At 48.2% G+C, this 20,106-nt stretch carries 16 protein-coding genes; 5 read left to right on the top strand and 11 right to left on the bottom strand.

Annotation, left to right across the window (positions count from 1 at the left end; genetic code table 11):
• Positions 1-428 precede the first annotated feature (428 nt).
• Complete coding sequence (locus VN105_RS26905; protein ID WP_325646081.1) at positions 429-1,613, bottom strand: NAD(P)/FAD-dependent oxidoreductase; 1,185 nt, start codon at positions 1,611-1,613, stop codon at positions 429-431.
• A gap of 46 nt (positions 1,614-1,659) precedes the next feature.
• Positions 1,660-2,157, bottom strand: coding sequence for a transposase (locus VN105_RS26900; protein ID WP_325646079.1), 498 nt, complete (start codon positions 2,155-2,157; stop codon positions 1,660-1,662).
• A 109-nt stretch (positions 2,158-2,266) separates the two neighbouring features.
• Here VN105_RS26900 and VN105_RS26895 point away from each other — a divergent pair, with 109 nt between their 5' ends.
• On the top strand, positions 2,267-2,758 hold the full coding sequence (locus VN105_RS26895; protein WP_325646077.1) for a MarR family winged helix-turn-helix transcriptional regulator: 492 nt from the start codon (positions 2,267-2,269) through the stop codon (positions 2,756-2,758).
• Positions 2,759-2,791: 33 nt separating this feature from the next.
• Here VN105_RS26895 and VN105_RS26890 read toward each other — a convergent pair whose 3' ends face one another.
• From VN105_RS26890 to VN105_RS26860, 7 genes are read right to left on the bottom strand one after another with little or no spacing between them, the layout of a single operon-like run.
• On the bottom strand, positions 2,792-3,907 hold the full coding sequence (locus tag VN105_RS26890) for an ABC transporter permease (RefSeq protein WP_325646075.1): 1,116 nt from the start codon (positions 3,905-3,907) through the stop codon (positions 2,792-2,794).
• A complete protein-coding gene (locus VN105_RS26885) occupies positions 3,904-5,010 on the bottom strand; it encodes an ABC transporter permease (protein WP_325646073.1) in 1,107 nt (368 codons plus the stop codon). The genes VN105_RS26890 and VN105_RS26885 overlap by 4 nt, the downstream gene beginning before the upstream one ends.
• A 9-nt stretch (positions 5,011-5,019) precedes the next feature.
• Positions 5,020-5,763, bottom strand: coding sequence for an ABC transporter ATP-binding protein (locus VN105_RS26880; RefSeq protein WP_325646071.1), 744 nt, complete (start codon positions 5,761-5,763; stop codon positions 5,020-5,022).
• Between the two features lie 11 nt (positions 5,764-5,774).
• Positions 5,775-6,686 carry an ABC transporter ATP-binding protein gene (locus VN105_RS26875; protein ID WP_325646070.1) on the bottom strand — a complete coding sequence of 304 codons (912 nt, stop codon included), beginning with the start codon at positions 6,684-6,686 and terminating at the stop codon, positions 5,775-5,777.
• Positions 6,683-7,633 (bottom strand): HlyD family secretion protein, encoded by a 951-nt coding sequence (locus VN105_RS26870; protein WP_325646068.1) that lies wholly within the window; start codon positions 7,631-7,633, stop codon positions 6,683-6,685. Before VN105_RS26870 ends, VN105_RS26875 begins: the two co-directional genes overlap by 4 nt.
• Positions 7,634-7,646: 13 nt before the next feature.
• Positions 7,647-8,924, bottom strand: a complete 1,278-nt coding sequence (locus tag VN105_RS26865; protein ID WP_325646066.1) for a TolC family protein — start codon at positions 8,922-8,924, stop codon at positions 7,647-7,649.
• A gap of 52 nt (positions 8,925-8,976) precedes the next feature.
• Positions 8,977-9,597 carry a TetR/AcrR family transcriptional regulator gene (locus tag VN105_RS26860; protein WP_325646064.1) on the bottom strand — a complete coding sequence of 207 codons (621 nt, stop codon included), beginning with the start codon at positions 9,595-9,597 and terminating at the stop codon, positions 8,977-8,979.
• A 107-nt stretch (positions 9,598-9,704) separates the two neighbouring features.
• On the opposite strand from VN105_RS26860, the gene VN105_RS26855 reads away from it, so the two are divergent.
• Both VN105_RS26855 and VN105_RS26850 read left to right on the top strand, forming a co-directional pair.
• Positions 9,705-10,424 (top strand): DUF2071 domain-containing protein, encoded by a 720-nt coding sequence (locus VN105_RS26855; protein ID WP_325646061.1) that lies wholly within the window; start codon positions 9,705-9,707, stop codon positions 10,422-10,424.
• Positions 10,425-10,549: 125 nt separating this feature from the next.
• The gene (locus VN105_RS26850) at positions 10,550-13,084 is read left to right on the top strand and encodes a phosphocholine-specific phospholipase C (RefSeq protein ID WP_325646059.1); all 2,535 of its coding nucleotides are present in this window, start codon (positions 10,550-10,552) and stop codon (positions 13,082-13,084) included.
• Between the two features lie 45 nt (positions 13,085-13,129).
• On the opposite strand, the gene pafA is transcribed toward VN105_RS26850, so the two are convergent.
• Positions 13,130-14,770 (bottom strand): alkaline phosphatase PafA, encoded by a 1,641-nt coding sequence (gene pafA, locus VN105_RS26845; RefSeq protein WP_325646057.1) that lies wholly within the window; start codon positions 14,768-14,770, stop codon positions 13,130-13,132.
• Between the two features lie 108 nt (positions 14,771-14,878).
• Positions 14,879-15,715: a glycoside hydrolase family 16 protein gene (locus tag VN105_RS26840; RefSeq protein ID WP_325646055.1), complete on the bottom strand. Its 837-nt coding sequence runs from the start codon at positions 15,713-15,715 to the stop codon at positions 14,879-14,881.
• A 95-nt stretch (positions 15,716-15,810) separates the two neighbouring features.
• Here VN105_RS26840 and VN105_RS26835 point away from each other — a divergent pair, with 95 nt between their 5' ends.
• Positions 15,811-18,135 carry a WG repeat-containing protein gene (locus VN105_RS26835; RefSeq protein WP_325646053.1) on the top strand — a complete coding sequence of 775 codons (2,325 nt, stop codon included), beginning with the start codon at positions 15,811-15,813 and terminating at the stop codon, positions 18,133-18,135.
• Positions 18,125-20,068, top strand: coding sequence for a WG repeat-containing protein (locus VN105_RS26830; protein WP_325646051.1), 1,944 nt, complete (start codon positions 18,125-18,127; stop codon positions 20,066-20,068). The genes VN105_RS26835 and VN105_RS26830 overlap by 11 nt, the downstream gene beginning before the upstream one ends.
• Positions 20,069-20,106 lie beyond the last annotated feature (38 nt).

Raw genomic sequence — 20,106 nt, 5'->3', positions numbered from 1 at the left:
GTGAATCCCATACTTTGTCAAATAAGGTAGCGGGTTTATTGCTCATTTTTTAAAATTTTAAAAGTAGCTACTTGATTGTTCAAATTTATTCATAAAATCTATTTTATTTCAATATTTTTTCTAAGGATATGCCTTAAAAGGCGCTGAAATGGCAGTGATGACGCGTGTTTGCGCTTGTTTTACAATGTATTGAACTGATAGTCAGTACTTTGTAATTTTTCAAAGGTTTACTTGGAAACCCGCATTTTTTGGGTAATTGTACGCGGGCAGTAATATGTTAAGGAGATATATACTGAATAAAAGACTAATATGATTGAAGCCGGCGCGGGAGTTTCCGGAAAGGCGAAATCCGCTGCCTGATCAAACGCGGATTACGGAATAAGCATTCAGGGATTTAAAGACGATTGATCAAGGCATTGCTGAAGCAACTAAATATTCACCTCCTCCACTTTGTAGGCGTATATCCAGTCCATTTTTTTCTTTTCCAGGTTGATAAAATGTTTCAGGAAAAAGTCCCGGAAGAAGGTGGCAACCGGGTTGGCCTTTGATTTCGATTTTCCTATTTTCCTGGCCTGGGCCACTACCTTTTCCACCCTTTTCTGCCTCAGTGCCTGGAAAACAGAAAACGCCTTTTCGGACTCCCCATATTTTGCCAGGCATTTTGCAAGTACGGCGCTGTCTTCCAGGGCAAGGGATGCACCCTGCCCGGTATGCGGGGAAATGGCGTGTGCAGCGTCGCCGATCAGGCATATATTTCTGGTATACCACTTTTCCAGCTGCGGCATGTCGTAGATTGGGTAGGCAAAAAGATCTTCAGTGGCCGTGATGATCTCCGTTATTTTACGGTCATCTTCCCGGTGGAGTTTCAGCAGTTCCGTTTTGATTTCATGCTGCAGGGCCGGATCAATCTTCCTGCGGTCCGGTTCCTGTTTGCGGTAAAAGTTATTGAACCACCACACCCCGCCCTTGTTGGAAGTGGCATAAGCAAAGAAGGCGCGCTCCCCGAAGGTCATATTAATGGCCTCTGTTGTATCATGCCAGCCCGGTATATCCACAATGGCGCCCGTAGACAGCAGCTCCGTAAAAACAGGTTTAGAACTGCGGGGGAATGCAATGTTCCTGCACCTTGAATGAATGCCGTCGGCGCCGATCAATATGTCAAAATCGCCTAATACGCCGTTGGATGTACGTACGGCCACTTTTTCCCCGGAAACATCGATAAATTCCAGCCGGCAATCGTATTGGATGGTACCTCCCAAGGAGGCTAGCCTCTCGTGCAAAAGACGGGTGATGGCGGATCTTCTGACCTGGACGCTTTCTATTCCATATTGTTCCTTTTGGTAGGCGGTGCCCAGGCTGGCGATACATTTGCCCCGCGCATTCAGAAAGTGTAAGGCGCCGGGGCAGTAATCGTCGTAAAGCCCGGTGATATCGGTCAGTTCACGCAGTATGTTCAATCCGTTCGGTGATATACCTATAAACAGCCCTTCCTCCATCTGGCTTTTGGAGCGGCTTTCAATGATGCTGACTCCGGCCCCCTGTTCAATGAGCGCTATCGCCAATGCCGGCCCCGCAATCCCGGCTCCGGCAATCAATACTTTTTTCCCTTTCATATGATATTGTTTATATAGTTCCCGGAATATTTTCCGGCGCCTGGTTTTATTGCTCCCTGGGTTTTACAGCGCGTACTAAAAGCACGGCATAGCCGATGTTGACCATCACGTAGATGCCTACACGCAGATAGTTGAGCAGCTTCCAGGTAGTGGCTTTTTCGAGTAAAGCAGCATCTGTTCCCGGGTGTATATCCAGGGCCATGAATCCCATCAGGGTAGGGGCGAAGTAGGTCAGCGTCCATACGCGCATGGCAACGTGCACGGCAAAGAGAACGAGCATGATGTTTCTCCTGTTCCGCAGGCGCCAGTTAAAGACAATAGCCAGTAACAGCACCACTTCATGAACAGAATGCACGATCATCCAGAAGTACTTGAAGTCGAGCCCGTAGCGGCCCTTAAAAAAGAAAAGCGATTCCGGCGGAGCAGCAGTCCATGCCGGCGCCATAAGGGCAGTTTCCCAAAGCTGGGCGCCATTCATTACAAAATAGAGCGCGGTAGCAAAAAATAGCCATATAGCCGCCCTGTAAGTGTTGGTTATGGTCATTTTGTTCTTATTTGTGGTTCCATAAACTTTTACTTTTATTAGCTTTGTAGTAGAGTTATTTATCTTCCTAACAAAGTATCTCTGTGACAAAGATAAAATATTTTATGTCGTGAGTAAAAAAAATATCGGGCGAAACGCCAAAGTGGATCAGATACAGGAGTTGACCAAGGAATTTTCCACTTTAACAGTGGTTATGCATCAGTCGATTGCGCATGCTGCGGGACTGGCGGCAACGGATCATAAGTACATAGACCTGTTGCTGAAACATGGCTCCATGACTGCCGGAAGGCTTTCGGAGTTAAGCGGTTTGTCTACAGGATCGGTTACCGGGATGATCGACCGGCTGGAAAGGGAAAACCTGGTGAAACGGGAAAGGGATCCGGTTGACAGGAGGAAAGTAGTGGTCATTTTAAACCGCGAGGTGGCCTTTCAGCGGATTGGCCCGGCGTTTAAGGACATGATGGCCGATGTGGAGAAATTGTATGATGGGTTCACGGTATCCGAGCTGGATACCGTTCAAAAATACCTGGAAGCTGTGATTGCATTTACACAAAAGCAGATTGCGGGATTGAACAAAAAAAGATCATCCCGGCTTTCATAAAAAAAAGCGACAGGCGGTTTGTTCCGCAAACACTCAGCTTGTTTTCTTATAGTTAAATATCGCCCAGCCGTTCAGCACCACGGCGAACAGCCCAAGATACAGCAACTCCATATGCACATCTGCAAAACCGCTGCCCTTCAGTACAATCATCCTGATCACCCGGATGAAATGGGTGACCGGCGTTAAATTGGCAATCAGCTTTGCCCAGGGCGGCATACTGTCTACCGACGTGAAGAGGCCGCTCATCAGCATAAAGATCATCACAAAAAAGAAAGCCACGAACATGGCCTGTAACTGGTTGCTGGTATAGGTAGACACCAATAGCCCAAAGCCCAGTAACGCTACCAGGTATACGGCGGCAAATACATACAGCGTTACAAAACTTCCTACCGGCCATATACCGTATACGCCCCAGGCTACCAGCAGTCCCAGCGTAAATACGATCATGCCCACCACCCAGAACGGGATCAGCTTACCGAGTATGAACTCCCACTTTTGAATAGGAGTTACATTGATCTGCTCTATAGTGCCCACCTCTTTTTCCCGTACAATGTTCAAGGCCGACATGAACCCGCCGATCAGCGTAAGCAGCAGTACCAGCACGGCTGGCACTACATAAAAACGGTACTCTGCCAAAGGGTTGAACCAGTTGGAAAAGGTAATATCTATCATACCCGCCGGGGAGGCCATGTTCCTGCCGGCATTCACCGGGATATCTTTATTGAAGTCTGCAATCACCATGAGAAGATAGTTGCCCCCAATGGCAGCCTTGGTACCATTGATGGCATCTACGGATACGCCTATACGTTGTTGCCCTTCCCTGATCAGGTGACTTTCAAAGTTGGGTGGGATCTCCAGCACCACATCGGCTTTTTCCGTTTCAATATACCGGATGGCGGTTTGGAAGGAAGGCTCCGCCGCCACTATTTTAAAATACCCGGAGGCGCCTATCTTCGCTACCAGCTGCCGGGAATATGAACTGTGATCATTGTCCACCACCGCCAGGTTCACGCTCTTCACGTCAAAGTTCATTGCCAGCGGCAGAATGATCAGCTGTATGGTAGGCATAGCAAACATCATGGCCAGGATGGTCTTATCCCGGAAGATCTGCCTGAACTCTTTTTTAAGCAGGTAACGCAGCACTCTCATGACAGGCGTGTTTTAAAGTTTTTAAGCGCAATAGTAAGCAGCACGGTGGTCATACCTATCAGCACCAGCGTTTCTTTCCATACATATTCAAAACCAAGTCCTTTCAGCATTACCGATTTTATGATCAGGAAATACCAGCGGGAGGGAATAATATTGGAGATGATCCGGAACACCAGCGGCATATTTTCTATGGGGAACATAAAACCCGTAAAGATCATGGTGGGGATCATCATACCCATCATAGACAGCAGCAGGGCGGTTTGCTGGGAATTGGTGGTATTGGAAATCATCAGGCCAAACGATAAACAGGTAATGATGAATAGCATGCTTTCCATGAACAGCAGCAGGATGCTGCCTTTTATACCCACATCCAGTACAAACACTGCCAGCACCAGGATCAGGATAAAGTTGGCCAGCGATAATATCAGGTAAGGAATGGCTTTGGCTACCAGTACCATCAGCGGTTTAAAAGGAGATACCAGTAGTATTTCCATAGTGCCCAGTTCTTTTTCCCGTACTACCGATACGGAAGTAAGCGCGGTGCATACAATCATCAGCACCAGCGCCATCACGCCGGGAATAAAGTTCAGAGAGCCATTGCCTTCTTCATTATACAGCATCCGGGTTTCAGGGATGATGGTATAGGGCAGCTGTTGGGCAGGACTGATCTCCTGCTGATAGGCCGTGGTGATGGCAGTGATGTAGTTCACTACCGTTTTGGCCGTATTGGGATCGGAGCCGTCTGCAATGATCTGCAGCTGCGCTTTGCCGCCATGCTGCAGGTCGCTGCCGAAGTGTGCCGGGAAGATCAGCGCGCATTTGGCGGTCCCTTTTTTAAATGCGTCTTCTATATCGTTGTAGTCGATGGATGATTCATTCACAACGAAATAGGACGATGATTTTATTTTACGGACCAGTTGCTGCGTATTTACATCCCGCGAATTATCAATTACGGTCAGCGTAATATCCTTTACCTCACTGGTAAGCGCAAAGCCAAACAGCACGATCTGCGCCACCGGCAACCCGAACATGATCAGTAAGGTTCGCCTGTCGCGGAATACATGGAAAAATTCTTTCCTGATAAAAACAAGAAGCTGTTTCATACAAATGTTTTAATCGCCCGACCTTTTGGCTCCCCGGGCCAGCCGGTAAAATACTTCGTCCATATTATCCGCCTTAAACTGCGCTTTCAGGTTGGCGGGGGAATCCAGCGCTTCTACTTTTCCATCTACCATAATGGTGATACGGTTGCAATACTCCGCTTCATCCATATAATGTGTGGTTACAAAAATGGTGATGCCGCCTGCCGCCGCTTCGTAGATCATATCCCAGAACTGCCGCCTGGTAACAGGATCTACGCCACCGGTGGGCTCATCAAGGAATACGATCCGGGGCCGGTGGAAGATAGCCACCGAAAAAGCCAGCTTTTGTTTCCAGCCTAACGGCAACGCCCCAACGAGTTTCTTTGCTTCTGCAGTAAGCCCCAGCTGCTGCACCAGGTTATCGCTGCGCCGGCGGATCTCGGCGGCGGGAACGCCATATACGCCGCCGAAGAACTCAATGTTCTCCAGTACGGTAAGATTTTCATACAGGGAAAACTTCTGGCTCATATAACCGATATTCTTTTTGATGGCTTCCGTTTGTTTATATACGTCAAAACCAGCCACCATAGCCTCCCCGGAGCTGGGGTGGGAGAGCCCGCAAAGAATGCGCATGGCAGTGGTTTTACCGGCGCCATTGGCGCCCAGGAAACCAAAGATCTCTCCTTTGTTTACCTCGAAGGAAATCTTATTAACGGCATAAAAATCGCCGAACCGTTTGGTGAGATCCTTACATACAATCACTTTTTCTTCCATGATACGTTGTTTTAGACCTGGTTCATTAACCGGATAAAACTATCCTCAATACCGGGGTGAATTAATTTTATATCAACGTGTGTATGTCCCTGTTGTTCTACCTGCTGCCGGAGCGCATCCACGTTGTCATCCTTCAGCGTAATGTGTATGTACTCCCCGAACGCAAAGCTGCTGTCTATTTCCGGCATGCTTCTCAGTGCGGTGAGCAGTTTGTAGATATTGTCCGCCTTGATGGCATACAGCTTAACGGGGAAGGCGGCCATGATATTACCGGGCGTATCTACCGACATGATTTTACCGTTTTGTATCAGCGCAATCCTTTCACAAAGCACGGCTTCATCCATATAGGGCGTAGATACTACGATGGTAATGCCCTGTTTTTTCAGGCGTTTCAACATCTCCCAAAATTCCTTCCTCGATACTACATCCACACCGGTGGTAGGTTCATCCAGGAATAATACTTCCGGTTTGTGGATCAGCGCGCAACACAGGGCCAGCTTCTGTTTCATGCCGCCGCTAAGCTTTCCGGCGCGACGGTCATTAAATGGTTTTATCTGTTCGTAGATGTCTTTTATCAGCTCATAGTTGCCCGCTATGGTGCTGCCAAAAAGGGTGGCAAAGAAATCGAGGTTTTCCTTTACGGTGAGATCCTGGTACAGGGAAAATTTTCCCGGCATATAGCCGATCCTGTTACGGATTTCTTTATAGTCTTTCACACAATCATACCCGCGCACGGTGGCGCTGCCTTTATCCGGCAGTAACAGCGTGGTGAGGATGCGAAAGAGGGATGTTTTACCTGCGCCGTCCGGCCCGATCAGGCCAAACAGTTCGCCTTCCTCCACCTGCAGTGAAATATCATCAACCGCCAGCACCTTACCTTCATCGTAGGTTTTAGTGATATGATCCAGTGTTACCGCGCTCATTTGGAATCTTTATTGATCAGCATTTCACCATACATGCCTATTTTCAGATAGCCATCGTTCTTTACCCTTACCTTGATGGCGTACACCAGGTTAGCCCGCTCATTTTTTGTTTGAATGGTTTTAGGGGTAAATTCAGATTTACCGGAGATCCAGGTGATTTCACCGGGATAGGTTTTATAGTTTTTCCTGCCCTGGTCGATGCGTGCCAGCACCTGTTGCCCCAGTTTGATCTGCGGGAGGGTTACACCGGTTACATAAGCCTTCAGGTAAAGCGTATCGATGTTGGCGATCTTATAGAGCGGTTTCCCGTTGGCAGCCATTTCCCCTTGCAGGGCATACCTTTGCAGCACAACGCCGTTGATCGGATTTATGATCTGTCCTTTGCGGATCTGTTCTGCAAATTGCGCCAGTGATTTTTCCAGCGGGGCTTTTTCGCTGAGAATAGTGCGGTTTTGTGTATAGATATTTGAATTGTTGAGCTGTAACTGTTGCCGGGTTACATTGAGCTGTCTTTCCATTTGCACAATGAGGGCATTAATATCATCCAGCTGCTTTTGTGTGGCGGCATCGCTTTTTACCAGGTTTTCGGTGCGTGTTCTTTCGCGGTATTGCTGTTGCAGCTGCGCTTCCTGTACCAATAGCTGCCGGCGTACCAGCTCTCTTTCCGGTACAGGGTCGTGGGTTTTTTCCTGCAATGCTTTAATGGATGCCTGCACCTGTTCCTTCTGCAGGGTGGGGATGGCAACGTCTATTTGTCCAACCGTTTGACCAGCGGTGAGTTGATCGCCTTCTTTTACGGTGAACGATTGTATCTCACCGTTTTGTTCGGCCGATACGATCACTTCGTCTGCTTCAAAGTTGCCCGATGCGTCGTAGTCGTTACTGCCCTTTCCGCAGGCATTGATCATCATCACAACGGCTATACCAAGTATCATGTTGTATTTCATATGCAATAATTAATCAGTTCCCGGAGGTGTTTTTATAATTATATTGTGCCTGTAATAATTGTATGCTGTGGAGGATGCGCGATTGTTTCGCCAGGTTTTCCGCGTTCAGCTGGGAGATGTATTCATGTACGGTGATCACGCCATTGTCCAGCTGCGCCTGTGCCGATTTTCTTACAGAGGCGCGGAGCGCGATGGCGTCATCATCTTGATCTATCAGCACCGCAAACTTATCAATATCCTGGTGTTGTTGCTGCAGGTTCATACCGGTATTGAACAGGAACGTTTCCTTGCTTACATCCAGGCTTTGCCGGTTAATGTCCAGCAGTTGCCGGTTATTTTTCAGGGAGTAAAGGCTGCCGAGCGACCAGCTAAGGCGTACGCCGCCGAGCCACCAGGCGCCGGATTTATTATCTACTATATTTAAGGTAGGCCGGCCATAGGCGCCCTGGATAAAAGCGTTCAGCTTGGGAAGGTAACCGGATTGCAATTGTTTTTCCTGTACGTCCAGCGCTTTTTTCTGGATATCGTAGTAAGTAATTTCAGGTCGATGTATTTCCTGTTGTGGCGCCACGGGTGCGGGCCATGCCAGGCGGGTGCTATCATTCAGCGGCTCATGAAGGAAAGCCGACAGCATTTTCATATAGGCTTTCCTGTTAGCCGTGAACTCGGTGGCCATCATATCGGCGTTCATGATCTCTGCTTTGAGTTCATCTACGTTGCTGCGGTAGGCTACGCCGTTGTTAAGGGCCGCCTGCATTTTATCTGTGGCGCTTTGCAGGTCTGCCTTTCTCAGGCCGTTCTGTTGCAGCTGTGCATCCATGAGCAGTATGCCGAAATACAATTGGGTTACCTGTTCGCGGATGGCGTAGAGGTTTACTTCCAGCTGTTGCTGCTGTATGGCTTCGTTAGCGCGACTGCTTTCTTTCTGCAGCTTGCTTACCCCGCCGTCATAGATCTGCTGGGAAATTTCCGCCTGTACTTTGTACTGGTCTTTGCTCAGGGAGGGGAACTCCACACCGGGAAGGGGAGGGATCACTTCGCCGAAGTTAATGGTTTGCGACTGGTAAGTAGCCTGCCCGCTTACAGTGAGTTGAGGAAGGTAGAGTTTACCTGCATTTTCCACGGAATACCTGCTGCTGCGTTTAATGAGGTCGTACTGTTTGATCAGCGGGTAATTCTGCCGGGCCAGGGTGTAACACTCCTCAAGGGTAAGCACGGAATCCTGTCCCCGGGCCTGTTTTACCGGCAGTCCCAACAATATGAAACAGCATAACGCCTGAAGTACTTTCATATTTGAATTATTGTTTTGAAAAGTTGTTCAATTTCTGAGCAAAAAAAAGCAGCTATTTCAGCATACCTTTTATCCACATGGGAACGAGCTTTCTCCGTTCTTCCATCATGGCTACGAATTGATTTGATTTTACCACTTTGTTCCTTTCCAGCAGTGGTCGGGCCAGGAAGGGCATCACCACAAAACCGATCAGGTTCAGCATTAACTGGATAGGATGGATATGCATTTTACCTTCCTTCTGCAGGGCGGCCAGCTGCTTAAAGAAATGTGACTCGAAGATGGCGTTCTTACGGTTATCTTTCAATAGCTCATCGCTGCCGGCAAAGATCTCATTCACCATAAACAAAGGAAAATCCGGGTTCTTCAGCAACATATCAATGTAATGGTCCGCCAGTTGTTCTACCTGCTGCTGCACACTGAGCTGTTCATTATTGAGCACCTGCGTGATGGTGGCAAATAATTTATCTATTACTTCTCCCATCACATGCTGGAACAGTTTTTCCTTGCTGCGGAAATAATAATTCACCAGTGAGAGGTTAATGTCGGCCTCTGCAGCAATATCCCTCACTTTGGTGGCCTGGTATCCCTTCTTGGTGAATACGATCCTGGCGGCCGCCTTGATCCGCTCTTCCGTAGAGTCGTCCATTTTTACTTTTTGCTCCCTTACCGGCATAATCAATATTTCTACAAAGGTACAAAATTGAACAACTTTTCAAAACAATTGTTCAAATTTATTAAAACACCCGGTTTGAGGTATCTTTAATACAGATCTGTACCTATATGAAACTACCCGTTATACATGGTTATATAGACCGCCGCATCCTGGTGAATTTTACCGTGGACCCCGAAGCTATCCAGTCGCTGCTACCGGCGCCTTTCCGTCCAAAAATATATAAAGACAAAGCCATTGCCGGTATCTGCCTGATAAGATTAAAACATATAAAACCCAAAGGCTGGCCGGATTTTACAGGCATCTCTTCTGAGAACGGCGCACACCGTATTGCCGTGGAATGGGAGGAGAATGGTGTTACGAAAGAAGGCGTGTATATCCCAAGGCGGGATACTTCCTCGCGGTTGAATGCGCTGGCAGGCGGGCGGATCTTTCCCGGGAAGCACCACCTGGCGCGTTTTGATGTAAAAGAAGCGGATGGGCATTATCATATTGGTTTTACCAGTGCCGATCATACCTTTCTTAGCGTGGATGCCCGCAGTACCAGCCAATTCCCGGCTACCTCCGTTTTCGGTACACTGGAAAGTGCGTCTGCATTTTTTGCGGGCGGCGCCGTTGGCTATTCTCCAAACCGGCGGGAGTCGCTCGACGGGCTGAAACTGCAAACTTACGAGTGGCAGGTAAGCCCGCTGGAATTGCTGCAGGTTAGTTCCAGCTTTTTTGAAGATACTACGGTGTTTAAAAAAGGATCCGTTGCTTTTGATAATGCCTTGCTCATGACACGCATAGAACATGAATGGCATACACTTACCGGCTGTCCTCAACCATAGCCGCATATAATGTATAACAGACACATAACAGGAAGTACCATTGCATTCTTTGAGAATGTTTTCTATTTTGTTTGATGAACAATGTTTTGATGAACAATGCAGAAACCCACTCAATCTGAATATAAATGGACTCACGCAGAGAATTTCTGAAAAAATCTTTATTACTATCCGGAGCCGCAGGTTTATCTACCATGATGCCTGCATCCATTCAACGGGCGCTGGCAATAGATCCCGCTCCCGGCAGTACTTTCCTCGATGCGGAACACATTGTGATCCTGATGCAGGAAAACCGCTCGTTTGACCACTGCTTTGGTACCTTACAGGGCGTTCGGGGTTTTAATGATCCCCGCGCAGCATGGCAGCCGGATGCAAAGCCGGTATGGTTTCAAACCAATGCACAGGGCGATACCTACGCGCCTTTTCGTCTTAATATCAAAGATACCAAAGCCACCTGGATGGGCGCATTGCCACATTCCAGGCCAAGCCAGGTAGATGCCTACAATAAAGGGCGCTACGACAAATGGCTGATCGCGAAAACGCCGGGCAACAAAGAATATGCGGCCATGCCTTTAACAATGGGCTATTACACCCGTGAGGATCTTCCCTTCAACTACGCCATGGCAGATGCTTTCACGGTATGCGACCAGAACTTTTGCTCGGCCATGACCAGCACTACGCCCAACCGCTCCTTTTTCTGGACAGGGAAAATTGTGCATGAAGTAGACGGGTTACCGAAAGCGCATATCCGCAACGATGACTTCAGCTACGGAAAACTTCCCTGGAAAACCTTCCCGGAATTACTGGAAGAAAACAACATCGCCTGGAAGTTTTACCAGAATGAGATCAGCTGCGGTGGCGGATGGAAAGGAGAAGAAAGGGCGTGGCTCGCTAACTTCGGCTGTAACCTGCTGGAGTTTTTTGCTGCCTACAACGTGAAATTCTCCGAACGCTATGTAAACGGATTATTGAAACAGGTAGAAACCCTGCCCGATGAGATCAATAAGCTCCAGGAGGCCAGTCCTTCTTCAGATGCTGCCGCTGCAAAGATCCGCACCGACATCTCCAAAAAACAAGCGGTGCTGGACAATGCTACACAGGAACTGGTGAAATGGAACAAAGAAAGCTATGAGAAATTAACCGACCACCAGAAGTCGCTGTACCAGCGGGCTTTCGTGGTAAATAAAAATGATCCTTCCTACCGGAATGTAACAGCAGTGAGTTATAAAGACGGATCAGCCGAGCGTACCATTACGGTACCAGCCGGCGACGTGTTGCACCAGTTCCGTAAAGATGTGAACGAAGGCGCCCTGCCGCAGGTATCCTGGCTGGCAGGTCCGCAGAACTTTTCCGATCATCCCAGCGCTCCCTGGTATGGCGCATGGTATGTATCCGAAATACTGGATATCCTTACACAAAAACCGGAAGTATGGAAGAAAACCATTTTCATTGTTACTTACGATGAAAATGATGGTTACTTCGATCACGTGGTACCTTTCTCTATCAACGATAATAACAAACCCGGCACCGGTAAATGTTCCGCCGGCATTGATACCGAAATTGAACAGGTGCGGCTGGCACATGAACTGAAACAGGGCATTAGCGAAAAACAGGCCAGGGAAGCCCCGGTAGGACTGGGTTTCCGGGTGCCTCTCATGATCGCATCTCCCTGGAGCAGGGGAGGAAAGGTATGCTCGCAGGTATTTGAACATACTTCCACTTTGCAATTCCTGGAAACGTTTTTCAACAGGAAGCTGAACAAAAAACTGCACCTGGAAAATATCAGCCAGTGGAGACGCACTATCAGCGGTGACCTTACTGCAGCTTTCAGTCCCTTTAACACTTCCACGCCCGACAAAAAGATCTTCCTGGACCAGCGCCGTGTAGTGGAAAATATCAACAATGCCCGTTTTAAATCAGTACCCGCCGGGTTTAATAAGATCGGCGATGCAGATGTAAAAGCATTCACTAACGGGAAAGGCGGTACGATTTTACAACAGGAGAAAGGCACCCGCCCTTCCTGCGCGTTGCCATATGAACTGCTGGCAGACGGGCAGTGGAAAGCAGACGGGGAATTGCTGACGCTGACAATGAAGGCCGGCAAACAGCTGTTTGGCGACCTCGCCCATGGTGCACCTTTCACCGTATACACGCACCTTCCTTACAAGGACGAAGCAACCGGTGAAACGGATCCGGGAAGAACCTGGTCGTTTGCCGTAGCCGCCGGTGATACCATCACTTATGAATGGCCGGCGAAAGCCTTTGCTGGTAACCATTACAAGCTGCACCTGCATGGACCCAACGGGTTTTACCGCGCTTTTGAAGGCTCGCCCAAACATCCGCAGCTGCACCTGGAATTAGATTATGAAACAAGCGGCAAGCTGAAGAAGAAAGCCACCGGCAACCTGGTTTTACGTATATCCAACACCGGTAGCAGTTCACGCAATGTCAGCATTGCAGATAATGCGTATCATGGAAAGGTGATCCAGCGCAGCGTTGCGGCCGGAGCTACGCTGGAACTGGTATTGCCATTGCAGAAAAGCCATGGCTGGTACGATTTCACCGTGAAGGCAGCAGGCTTCGATACATTTAGCCAGCAGTATGCAGGAAGAGTGGAAACGGGAGAAGAAGGGATAACAGATCCTTTTATGGGAAGGGTATAATTCAAACAAGCGTGAGGATGCCGGTGGCATCCTCACGGATATATATTATTGCAGTATTTCTTTTACGGGCTTACCTACACAGCCACTAGGCATTTGTATATGCAGCATGGCCGCCAGGGTAGCGGCAATATCCGTCATATGCACGGTTTCATTGGATGCGCCATGCTTTACATGCCACCCCATAAACACCAGTGGAATATGGATATCGAATGGGTTCCAGTTACCATGGGTAGTTCCTTTCAGTGAGCCTTCAAACCATCCCGGTTCAGGGATTACAATTACAGACCCGGTGCGTTTACGGTTGTAACCATTAATAGCCATGGTGTTCAATGGTTCCGGCAAAGGGTTCACCCCGATGTTATCCAGGTCGGCGGCAAACTGAATACCCGGTTGCGCCTCAAAGTATTTAACGGCTTCCTTTTTCACCGCATCATAATCCAGTTTAGACGCAGCAATTTTTGCTTTGTCGAAGCTCACATGGTAGTTCATAAAAGACAGTACCAGTTTGCTTACACCAAAATGTGCATTCAGCGTACTGTCAAGTCCTGCTGCCAGTTTCCGGCTTTCAGTTTGCCCCGAAGGCAGTTTATGTTCTTCCATAAATTTAAGGGCATGGGCAGCGCCGTGGTCGGCGGTAAGGAATACCAGGTAATTCCCTTTTCCTACACGCTGATCAAGATAAGAGAAGAAAGCAGAAAGGTCTTTATCCAGGCGGAGATAGGTATCTTCTACTTCTATGGAATTAGGACCGTATTTATGGCCTACATAATCAGTAGAAGCGCAGTTGATGGTAAGGAAATCCGTTACCGTGTTATTACCTAGGTCATATCCTTCAATGGCGGCCTTCGCAAAATCCAGTGTGAGTGTATTACCATTAGGAGTAGATCTCAGGCTGCCGGGATCTTTTTTATAAACGTCTTTCAGTGCATGGGGAAAAACAGGCGCTTTTTCGCCGGGGAAAGTACCTTCCCAGGGGGCGTTGTCTTCACTGCTCTGTACATAGGTATTGATAGGGTACAGGGTTTCCCATGGTTGGGACATCAGCTGCTGCGGCACTTTGCGGTTGTTGAAACGTTTTACCCATTCAGGCAGTTCCTTCATATACCAGGTGCTGGTCACAAAGCTGGCGTTGCTGTCGTCCAGCCAGAATGCGCCGTTGGCGGTATGTCCGGCGGGAAGGATAGAGGCGCGGTCTTTCAGCGATACGCCTACTACTTTTGAGCGGAAATTGGTAGCCAGTTTCAGTTCATCGGTGATGGTAGAAGCCAGCAGGTTGCGGGGCGACATTTTGCCTGCGGGGCTGCCGGTACCAACTGCCTGTACGGAGGAGTCTTCTGTGCAGTACCATTTTTTCCCGGTCAGCTGATCGGGCCAGTCGTTGCCCGTAATACCATGAATAGCCGGCACACTGCCGGTATAAATAGTGCTGTGGCCTACGGCTGTAAAAGAGGGAAGGTGGCTGATAAATGTGTTCTCACATGAAAAACCATCGCCCAGCATACGTTTGAAGCCGCCGGCTTCATAGCGGTCGTAATAGCGGTACAGGTAATCCCAGCGCATCTGGTCCACCACGATGCCTACAATCAGTTTGGGTTTTTCATTGGATTGAGCTACTGCGGTGAGCCCCTGTAACGCCGTAAAGGCGCCCAGGAATGCAGTGGCAACAGATTTAGTCATTCCATTCATAATGCAGATTTTTTTCATTTCTTAGGTTCACGCCCCAAAACGGGAATCGGCAAACGTAACAAAAAAATAATAAAACCCCGCACCTTTTGGTTGAACGGAAGCATTGGATCAGCGTTTTCTCTTTTGATACACCCTTACATAATCTACCAGGAATTGCTGTGGCAATACCTTATCATCGATAGGGCCGGGCCATGCGGCGCCCATGGCAAGGTTCAGCAAAATATAAAAGGGTTGGCGGAAGGGATTGAAATCGCCGCGACCGGCTGCCGCTATATCAAAACGGTGATAAAGCGAATCATCAAAATACAGGGCCAGCTGTTGTTTGTTCCACTCCAACGTATATACGTGAAAGCCACTGTGAAGATCCGGCACGGCAATACGGCGGCCACTGGAGGCATGGCCGGTACTGTCTTTTGCATAATGAATAGTGCCATAGATATTCAGAGGCTCATTGCCAATAAATTCCATTACGTCAATTTCACCTGCGTAGGGCCATCCGCCGTGGCTATGATCTGCGCCCAGCAGCCATATGGCCGGCCACATGCCCCCGCCGGCGGGTAGCTTGGCCCTTACTTCCATACGGCCATAAGTGAAAGTGAATTTATTTTTGGTGTTGATGCTGGCACTGGTGTAGCCGGCTATACTGTCTTTCCGGCTCCATTGCTCCGAACCCGGTTGCCAGGCAGCATTGGGATAGTTTTCTTTCAGCCCTTTTATCTGCAATACCCCATTGGCCACCTGGATATTTTCTGCGCGGGCAGGGGTATAGTATTGTGCTTCTTTGTTGCGCACATGCCCCACTTCATATCCCCATTTACTACTGTCCGGCAGGCCGGTGTAATTAAATTCTTCCTGCCAGACGAGCTTCCAACCTTTTCTTTTCTGGGCAAAACCAGTAAGGCCGATAAACATGCATAAGGTGAATGGTAAAAGGGATCGCATCATAAGAGAAGTATTTGATATCTTTTTAAACAAGATATAAATTATTTGCGTTTTCTGAAAGATATGCATCTTTGCAACTTCTATAAAGCCGAAACTACATGAAGGGAAAAAGATATTTATTGGCAGGACTCCTTTTAAGCAACCTTTCGCTGTATGCACAGCAGCAGGTGGCAGCGGATTACTTGGGGCGGTTCGACGGGCAGCTGGCGCCGGTAATGATCAATCACCAAAAACAATGGCTGCATCTTTCAGGGGCGGTACTGGTAGATAAACTGGAAAACCAGGGCTATTTCAAAACCATTGTAGCGGTGAAACACAATGCCTATGGCGCCATCAACAGTGCCGGTAAGATCATTGCGCCTTTCAAATATGATGAAGTGAGCCTGGCCGATGAAAAGGACGACCGGGATTCTTCAAAGAATTATTGCTTTGTAATTACCCGGCTTAATGGAAAATACGGCGCTGCAGACACTTTGGGGAACGAGATCTGTCCGCCCATCTACGCACAGGTGGAAACGCTGACGCCACATGTGCTGAAAATGAAGAAAGACGGCCGCTGGGGATGGATAGAGATCAAAACAGGAAAGGTATTACAGGCACCCCTATACGAAGATGCAGGCAAAAGTTATGTACGCGATTATACCATAGAAATAAAGAAAGCCGGCAAAGCCGGGCTTGCCGCGGAAGATGGCAGCATCATTGTTCCGGCGGAATACGAGTCGTTTAATTACCTCAGTAGCAATAACACTTACTTCGGGTTTACTTCCAAAGGCAAAACCGGCGTGATGGACCATGACGGTCATATTGTAGTGCCGGCGGATTATGATAAATGCAGCCAGGGCCCCGCCGATGATATTTTTGCCGTTACACGGGGCAACAAAACCGGCTTCGTGGATGCACACGGTAAAACATTACTGCCGCTGCAATATACAGAAGCTGCACTGATGGGAACTGTGATGAAAGTGAGCATAGGTGGTAAATACGGCGTGGTAAATTCAGCAGGAAAAGAGATCATCCCGGCGCAGTACAGTGAAATCAAAGCCGTTAATACCGAAGGAAGGGAAATATATGGCGCCCTTGTAGTAACGGCGCCTGGGAGTACCATTGCGCCGCAATCAGCAGTGCCGGCCGTTTTCCTGGTAAGCAATGCAACCGGCACAGGCGTGTTTGATGCTGCAGGAAAACAGCTGTTACCATTTACATACAGCCGCATAAACCCCTTCTCCTGGCAAAACAGGCTTTACCTGGCAGCAGAACAGCAAGGTAAAACCGGTATCCTGGCAGCAGATGGCAAAGTGATCCTGCCGGTGGCCTATGATGGCCTGGTAAGTGGTTACAGCAGCAGCTACTCTTATCTTGATGACCTGGCAGGAGCGAATAAAGCAGACTATCTCGCCTTTTCAAAGGCAGACAGGCTGGGCGTGTTCAATGCCGCTACCGGGAAGGAGATGCTCCCCGCGCGGTACGACTGGATCCAATGGCAGAACCCAGAGCTGCTGTACCTGCGCAACGGCGACACTACTTCGCTGGCAGATAAAACAGGTAAGATCATCCGGGGCGGAAAGCAATACGGGTTCTTTACCGCGGTAGACACCAACCGGATCGTGGAAACGAAGTATAACAACGATGGTACCACCACCTGCACACTTACGGATATTGCAGGTAATGTATTATACAGCAGCAACAAATGGGAATTTAAAGACGACAGGGCTACCCGGTTGCTGATGCCCGAAAGCGCCAAAAGAAGGAATGCTCAATTCAACAGCGGGTTGTTGAAAATATGGGGCGCTTACAATGGCAGCCGCAGCAACCTGTTCCTGGATACCAATGGTAAGGAAGTGGTTTTCGACGACTACAGTTTTGTAGGGGATTTCTGGAATGGCCTGGCCCTCGCAGGTAAAGACATTGGCCCCGAACAAACGCTGTATGGTATCATAAACCGCAACAAGGAGATCATTTATCCCATCGTAGCAGAAGATATTAATAACCTGGAAAACCGGCTCCTGGTAAAGAAAGGGAAACTACGAGGACTGATCACCAGGGAAGGGAAAGTGCTGCTTCCCCTGGAATATAGTGAAATAAGCGGTTTCTATGGCGCCCCGTTTTTTAAAGTGGGCCGCAATAACAAATACGGTGTAACAGATACCCTGGGTAACATTATTTTACCGGTGGAATTTGACGATATCAATTACCGGGAAGATAATAAACTGTTTGTAGTAACCCGTGAAGGTAAAGAGGGTATTGCCGGGATTAACGGCAAAATGATCATCCCCGCCATCTACGATGAAATGGAAACCAACCAGGGATATGAAAGGAATGTTTTTCCTTTGCTGGTGAAACAAGGGGAGTGGTATTTTTATGTTGATGCACAGGGAAAACCATTCCCATATAAATCAAAGAAGAAGAAAGGATATGATGATTAACAGCATAACAGCAAAGCATATACGTTATTTACTCGCGGGCGTACTGCTGCTGGCAGCACGCACTTTGCCCGCGCAACAGGCATCTGTATTCAGCAACGGGTTTGCCCGTATAGTGGAAGCCGAAAAGAGCTGGTATATTGATCCTTCGGGTAAAAAGGTATTTGACCAGGTATTGGCCGCCTACCATCCGGTTACTACTACACCCCTGGAAGAAAATGGTCATTCATTGATTGTTCCTGATAAGCAAACCACCATGCTGCTGGTAACCAGCAACGGGAAAACAGGCATCGTGAACAATAACGGGAAATGGGTGCTGCCGGCGGAATATGACGCCATTGAAATGAAATGGAAAACCTACCTGGTGTTACGCCGGGATGGAAAAATGACCTATGCAGATACCTACGGAAAGCTGTTGCTGCCCATGCAATTTGAAGACGCAGGCATACTGGACAATGAAAATTTTGATGTGAAAACCGGCGGCAAATGGGGCATTTACAGCACGGCGGAGAACAAACTGCTGATACCGGCTATGTATGAATCATTCGACTATTGCGGAGGCTGCGGCAGTAAAGGTGATTACCTGTTTGCACAAAAGGATGGCAAATGGGGGATCATCGACTTTAATAACAAAGTATTGATCCCTTTTGCATATGAGCATGAACATTTCTTTATGCGCAGTGATAACTGGGTAACGAGTTTAAAAAAGAACGGGCAGGATGTAACCATCAGTCTGGGAGATAAAAAAGAATATGCGGCGCCTGAGTATACCGATATGACCATCACCAATAATGGGTCACTCAGGGCAAGGAAGAACGGCAAGTACGGCCTGATTGGGGAAGACGGTACGCAAATAGCAGATTTTATTTATGACGATATCTCGGATGCCTATGATGAACAGGGCTATGGACCTTACCTGCGGATCTCCCAAAATGGTAAAACAGGCATCCTCCGGAAAGATGGCAAAGTAATCATTCCACCGGTATATGAAGGTGATGTGGTGGCCGCCGGTGAATATTTTATTATACCGGTGGATGGTAATTACAACATAACAGACAGCACCGGTAAAAAGTTGCTGCCCAAAAATTACACCGATATAACGTTGATGGATAAACGCTTTTCAACGCTTCTTTTCAAACTGAAACAAAAAGCGTTGTATGGCTTTTATAACGCGGCAACCCGGAAGGTGGTTGAACCGGCTTTCTTTGATATAGACCATACCACGGCTACTGCCCCTGGTATGGATTTGCTGGAAGTAAGTTACCAGGAGATGTATGGATTATATAGCACCTCGGGGCAGCAGGTATTGCCCGTGGAATATAAAAAGGCGGAAGGCCTTGCGCCGGGATTGGTAGCTGTAAAGAAAGAAACCGGCGTCGGTGTGTATGACATCATGCATAAAAAAATGCTGATCCCTGCCATTTATAGCAGTGTAGATATATCGGCCGCAGATGCCAGCCTGTTGATAGCCTCCCGGAAGGAGGATTATGCCAGCGTCTTCTTTAATTTCAAAGGGATGAAAGTACCTGCACCAAAAGAAAGGATACCACCACCGGTGGCGAAATCCCGTTTAGTGGAAAAGAAAGTGGCCGGCAGCGAATACCCGTTGTATGGATATGCCAACAACACCGGTAAAATAATCATAGCCCCTGTATACGATCGCCTGCTGGTAGAAAAGAACGGACGCGGATTCCTTGCACAAACAGGATCAAAATTTACCGTGCTGGATGCGGCCGGGAAGCCGGTAAGTAAACAGGCGTTTGATGATGTGGTGCTGGAAGAAGCAGCAGGCTACGGCGTTACGGAAGTGCAATACGGCTTTCCTTTGCTTTGCAGAACAGGCGACATTTTTCAGTATCTCACTGCCAACGGAACGTTCCTTCCGCTTAAAATCACTGGTGTAGCGCCGTTCGATCGCTATCCGGAAATTGAATAAGGGAAATGAGTGTCTTTACGAAGACGCTTATTTTGCAT

Source organism: Chitinophaga sp., from assembly GCF_035564935.1.
Classification (GTDB): Bacteria; Bacteroidota; Bacteroidia; order Chitinophagales; family Chitinophagaceae; genus Chitinophaga.
Note: the sequence above shows the minus strand (reverse complement) of the source record. Positions and strands in the feature narration are given on the sequence as shown.

Bases quoted from the DNA above. Each gene is read 5' to 3' on its own strand.
- VN105_RS26870 (WP_325646068.1), bottom strand. From the start codon at position 7,633: ATGAAATACAACATGATACTTGGTATAGCCGTTGTGATGATGATCAAT.
- VN105_RS26875 (WP_325646070.1), bottom strand. From the start codon at position 6,686: ATGAGCGCGGTAACACTGGATCATATCACTAAAACCTACGATGAAGGT.
- VN105_RS26890 (WP_325646075.1), bottom strand. From the start codon at position 3,907: ATGAGAGTGCTGCGTTACCTGCTTAAAAAAGAGTTCAGGCAGATCTTC.
- VN105_RS26865 (WP_325646066.1), bottom strand. From the start codon at position 8,924: ATGAAAGTACTTCAGGCGTTATGCTGTTTCATATTGTTGGGACTGCCG.
- VN105_RS26880 (WP_325646071.1), bottom strand. From the start codon at position 5,763: ATGGAAGAAAAAGTGATTGTATGTAAGGATCTCACCAAACGGTTCGGC.
- pafA (WP_325646057.1), bottom strand. From the start codon at position 14,770: ATGAATGGAATGACTAAATCTGTTGCCACTGCATTCCTGGGCGCCTTT.
- VN105_RS26885 (WP_325646073.1), bottom strand. From the start codon at position 5,010: ATGAAACAGCTTCTTGTTTTTATCAGGAAAGAATTTTTCCATGTATTC.
- VN105_RS26840 (WP_325646055.1), bottom strand. From the start codon at position 15,715: ATGATGCGATCCCTTTTACCATTCACCTTATGCATGTTTATCGGCCTT.
- VN105_RS26905 (WP_325646081.1), bottom strand. From the start codon at position 1,613: ATGAAAGGGAAAAAAGTATTGATTGCCGGAGCCGGGATTGCGGGGCCG.
- VN105_RS26855 (WP_325646061.1), top strand. From the start codon at position 9,705: ATGAAACTACCCGTTATACATGGTTATATAGACCGCCGCATCCTGGTG.
- VN105_RS26850 (WP_325646059.1), top strand. From the start codon at position 10,550: ATGGACTCACGCAGAGAATTTCTGAAAAAATCTTTATTACTATCCGGA.
- VN105_RS26860 (WP_325646064.1), bottom strand. From the start codon at position 9,597: ATGCCGGTAAGGGAGCAAAAAGTAAAAATGGACGACTCTACGGAAGAG.
- VN105_RS26830 (WP_325646051.1), top strand. From the start codon at position 18,125: ATGATGATTAACAGCATAACAGCAAAGCATATACGTTATTTACTCGCG.
- VN105_RS26900 (WP_325646079.1), bottom strand. From the start codon at position 2,157: ATGACCATAACCAACACTTACAGGGCGGCTATATGGCTATTTTTTGCT.
- VN105_RS26835 (WP_325646053.1), top strand. From the start codon at position 15,811: ATGAAGGGAAAAAGATATTTATTGGCAGGACTCCTTTTAAGCAACCTT.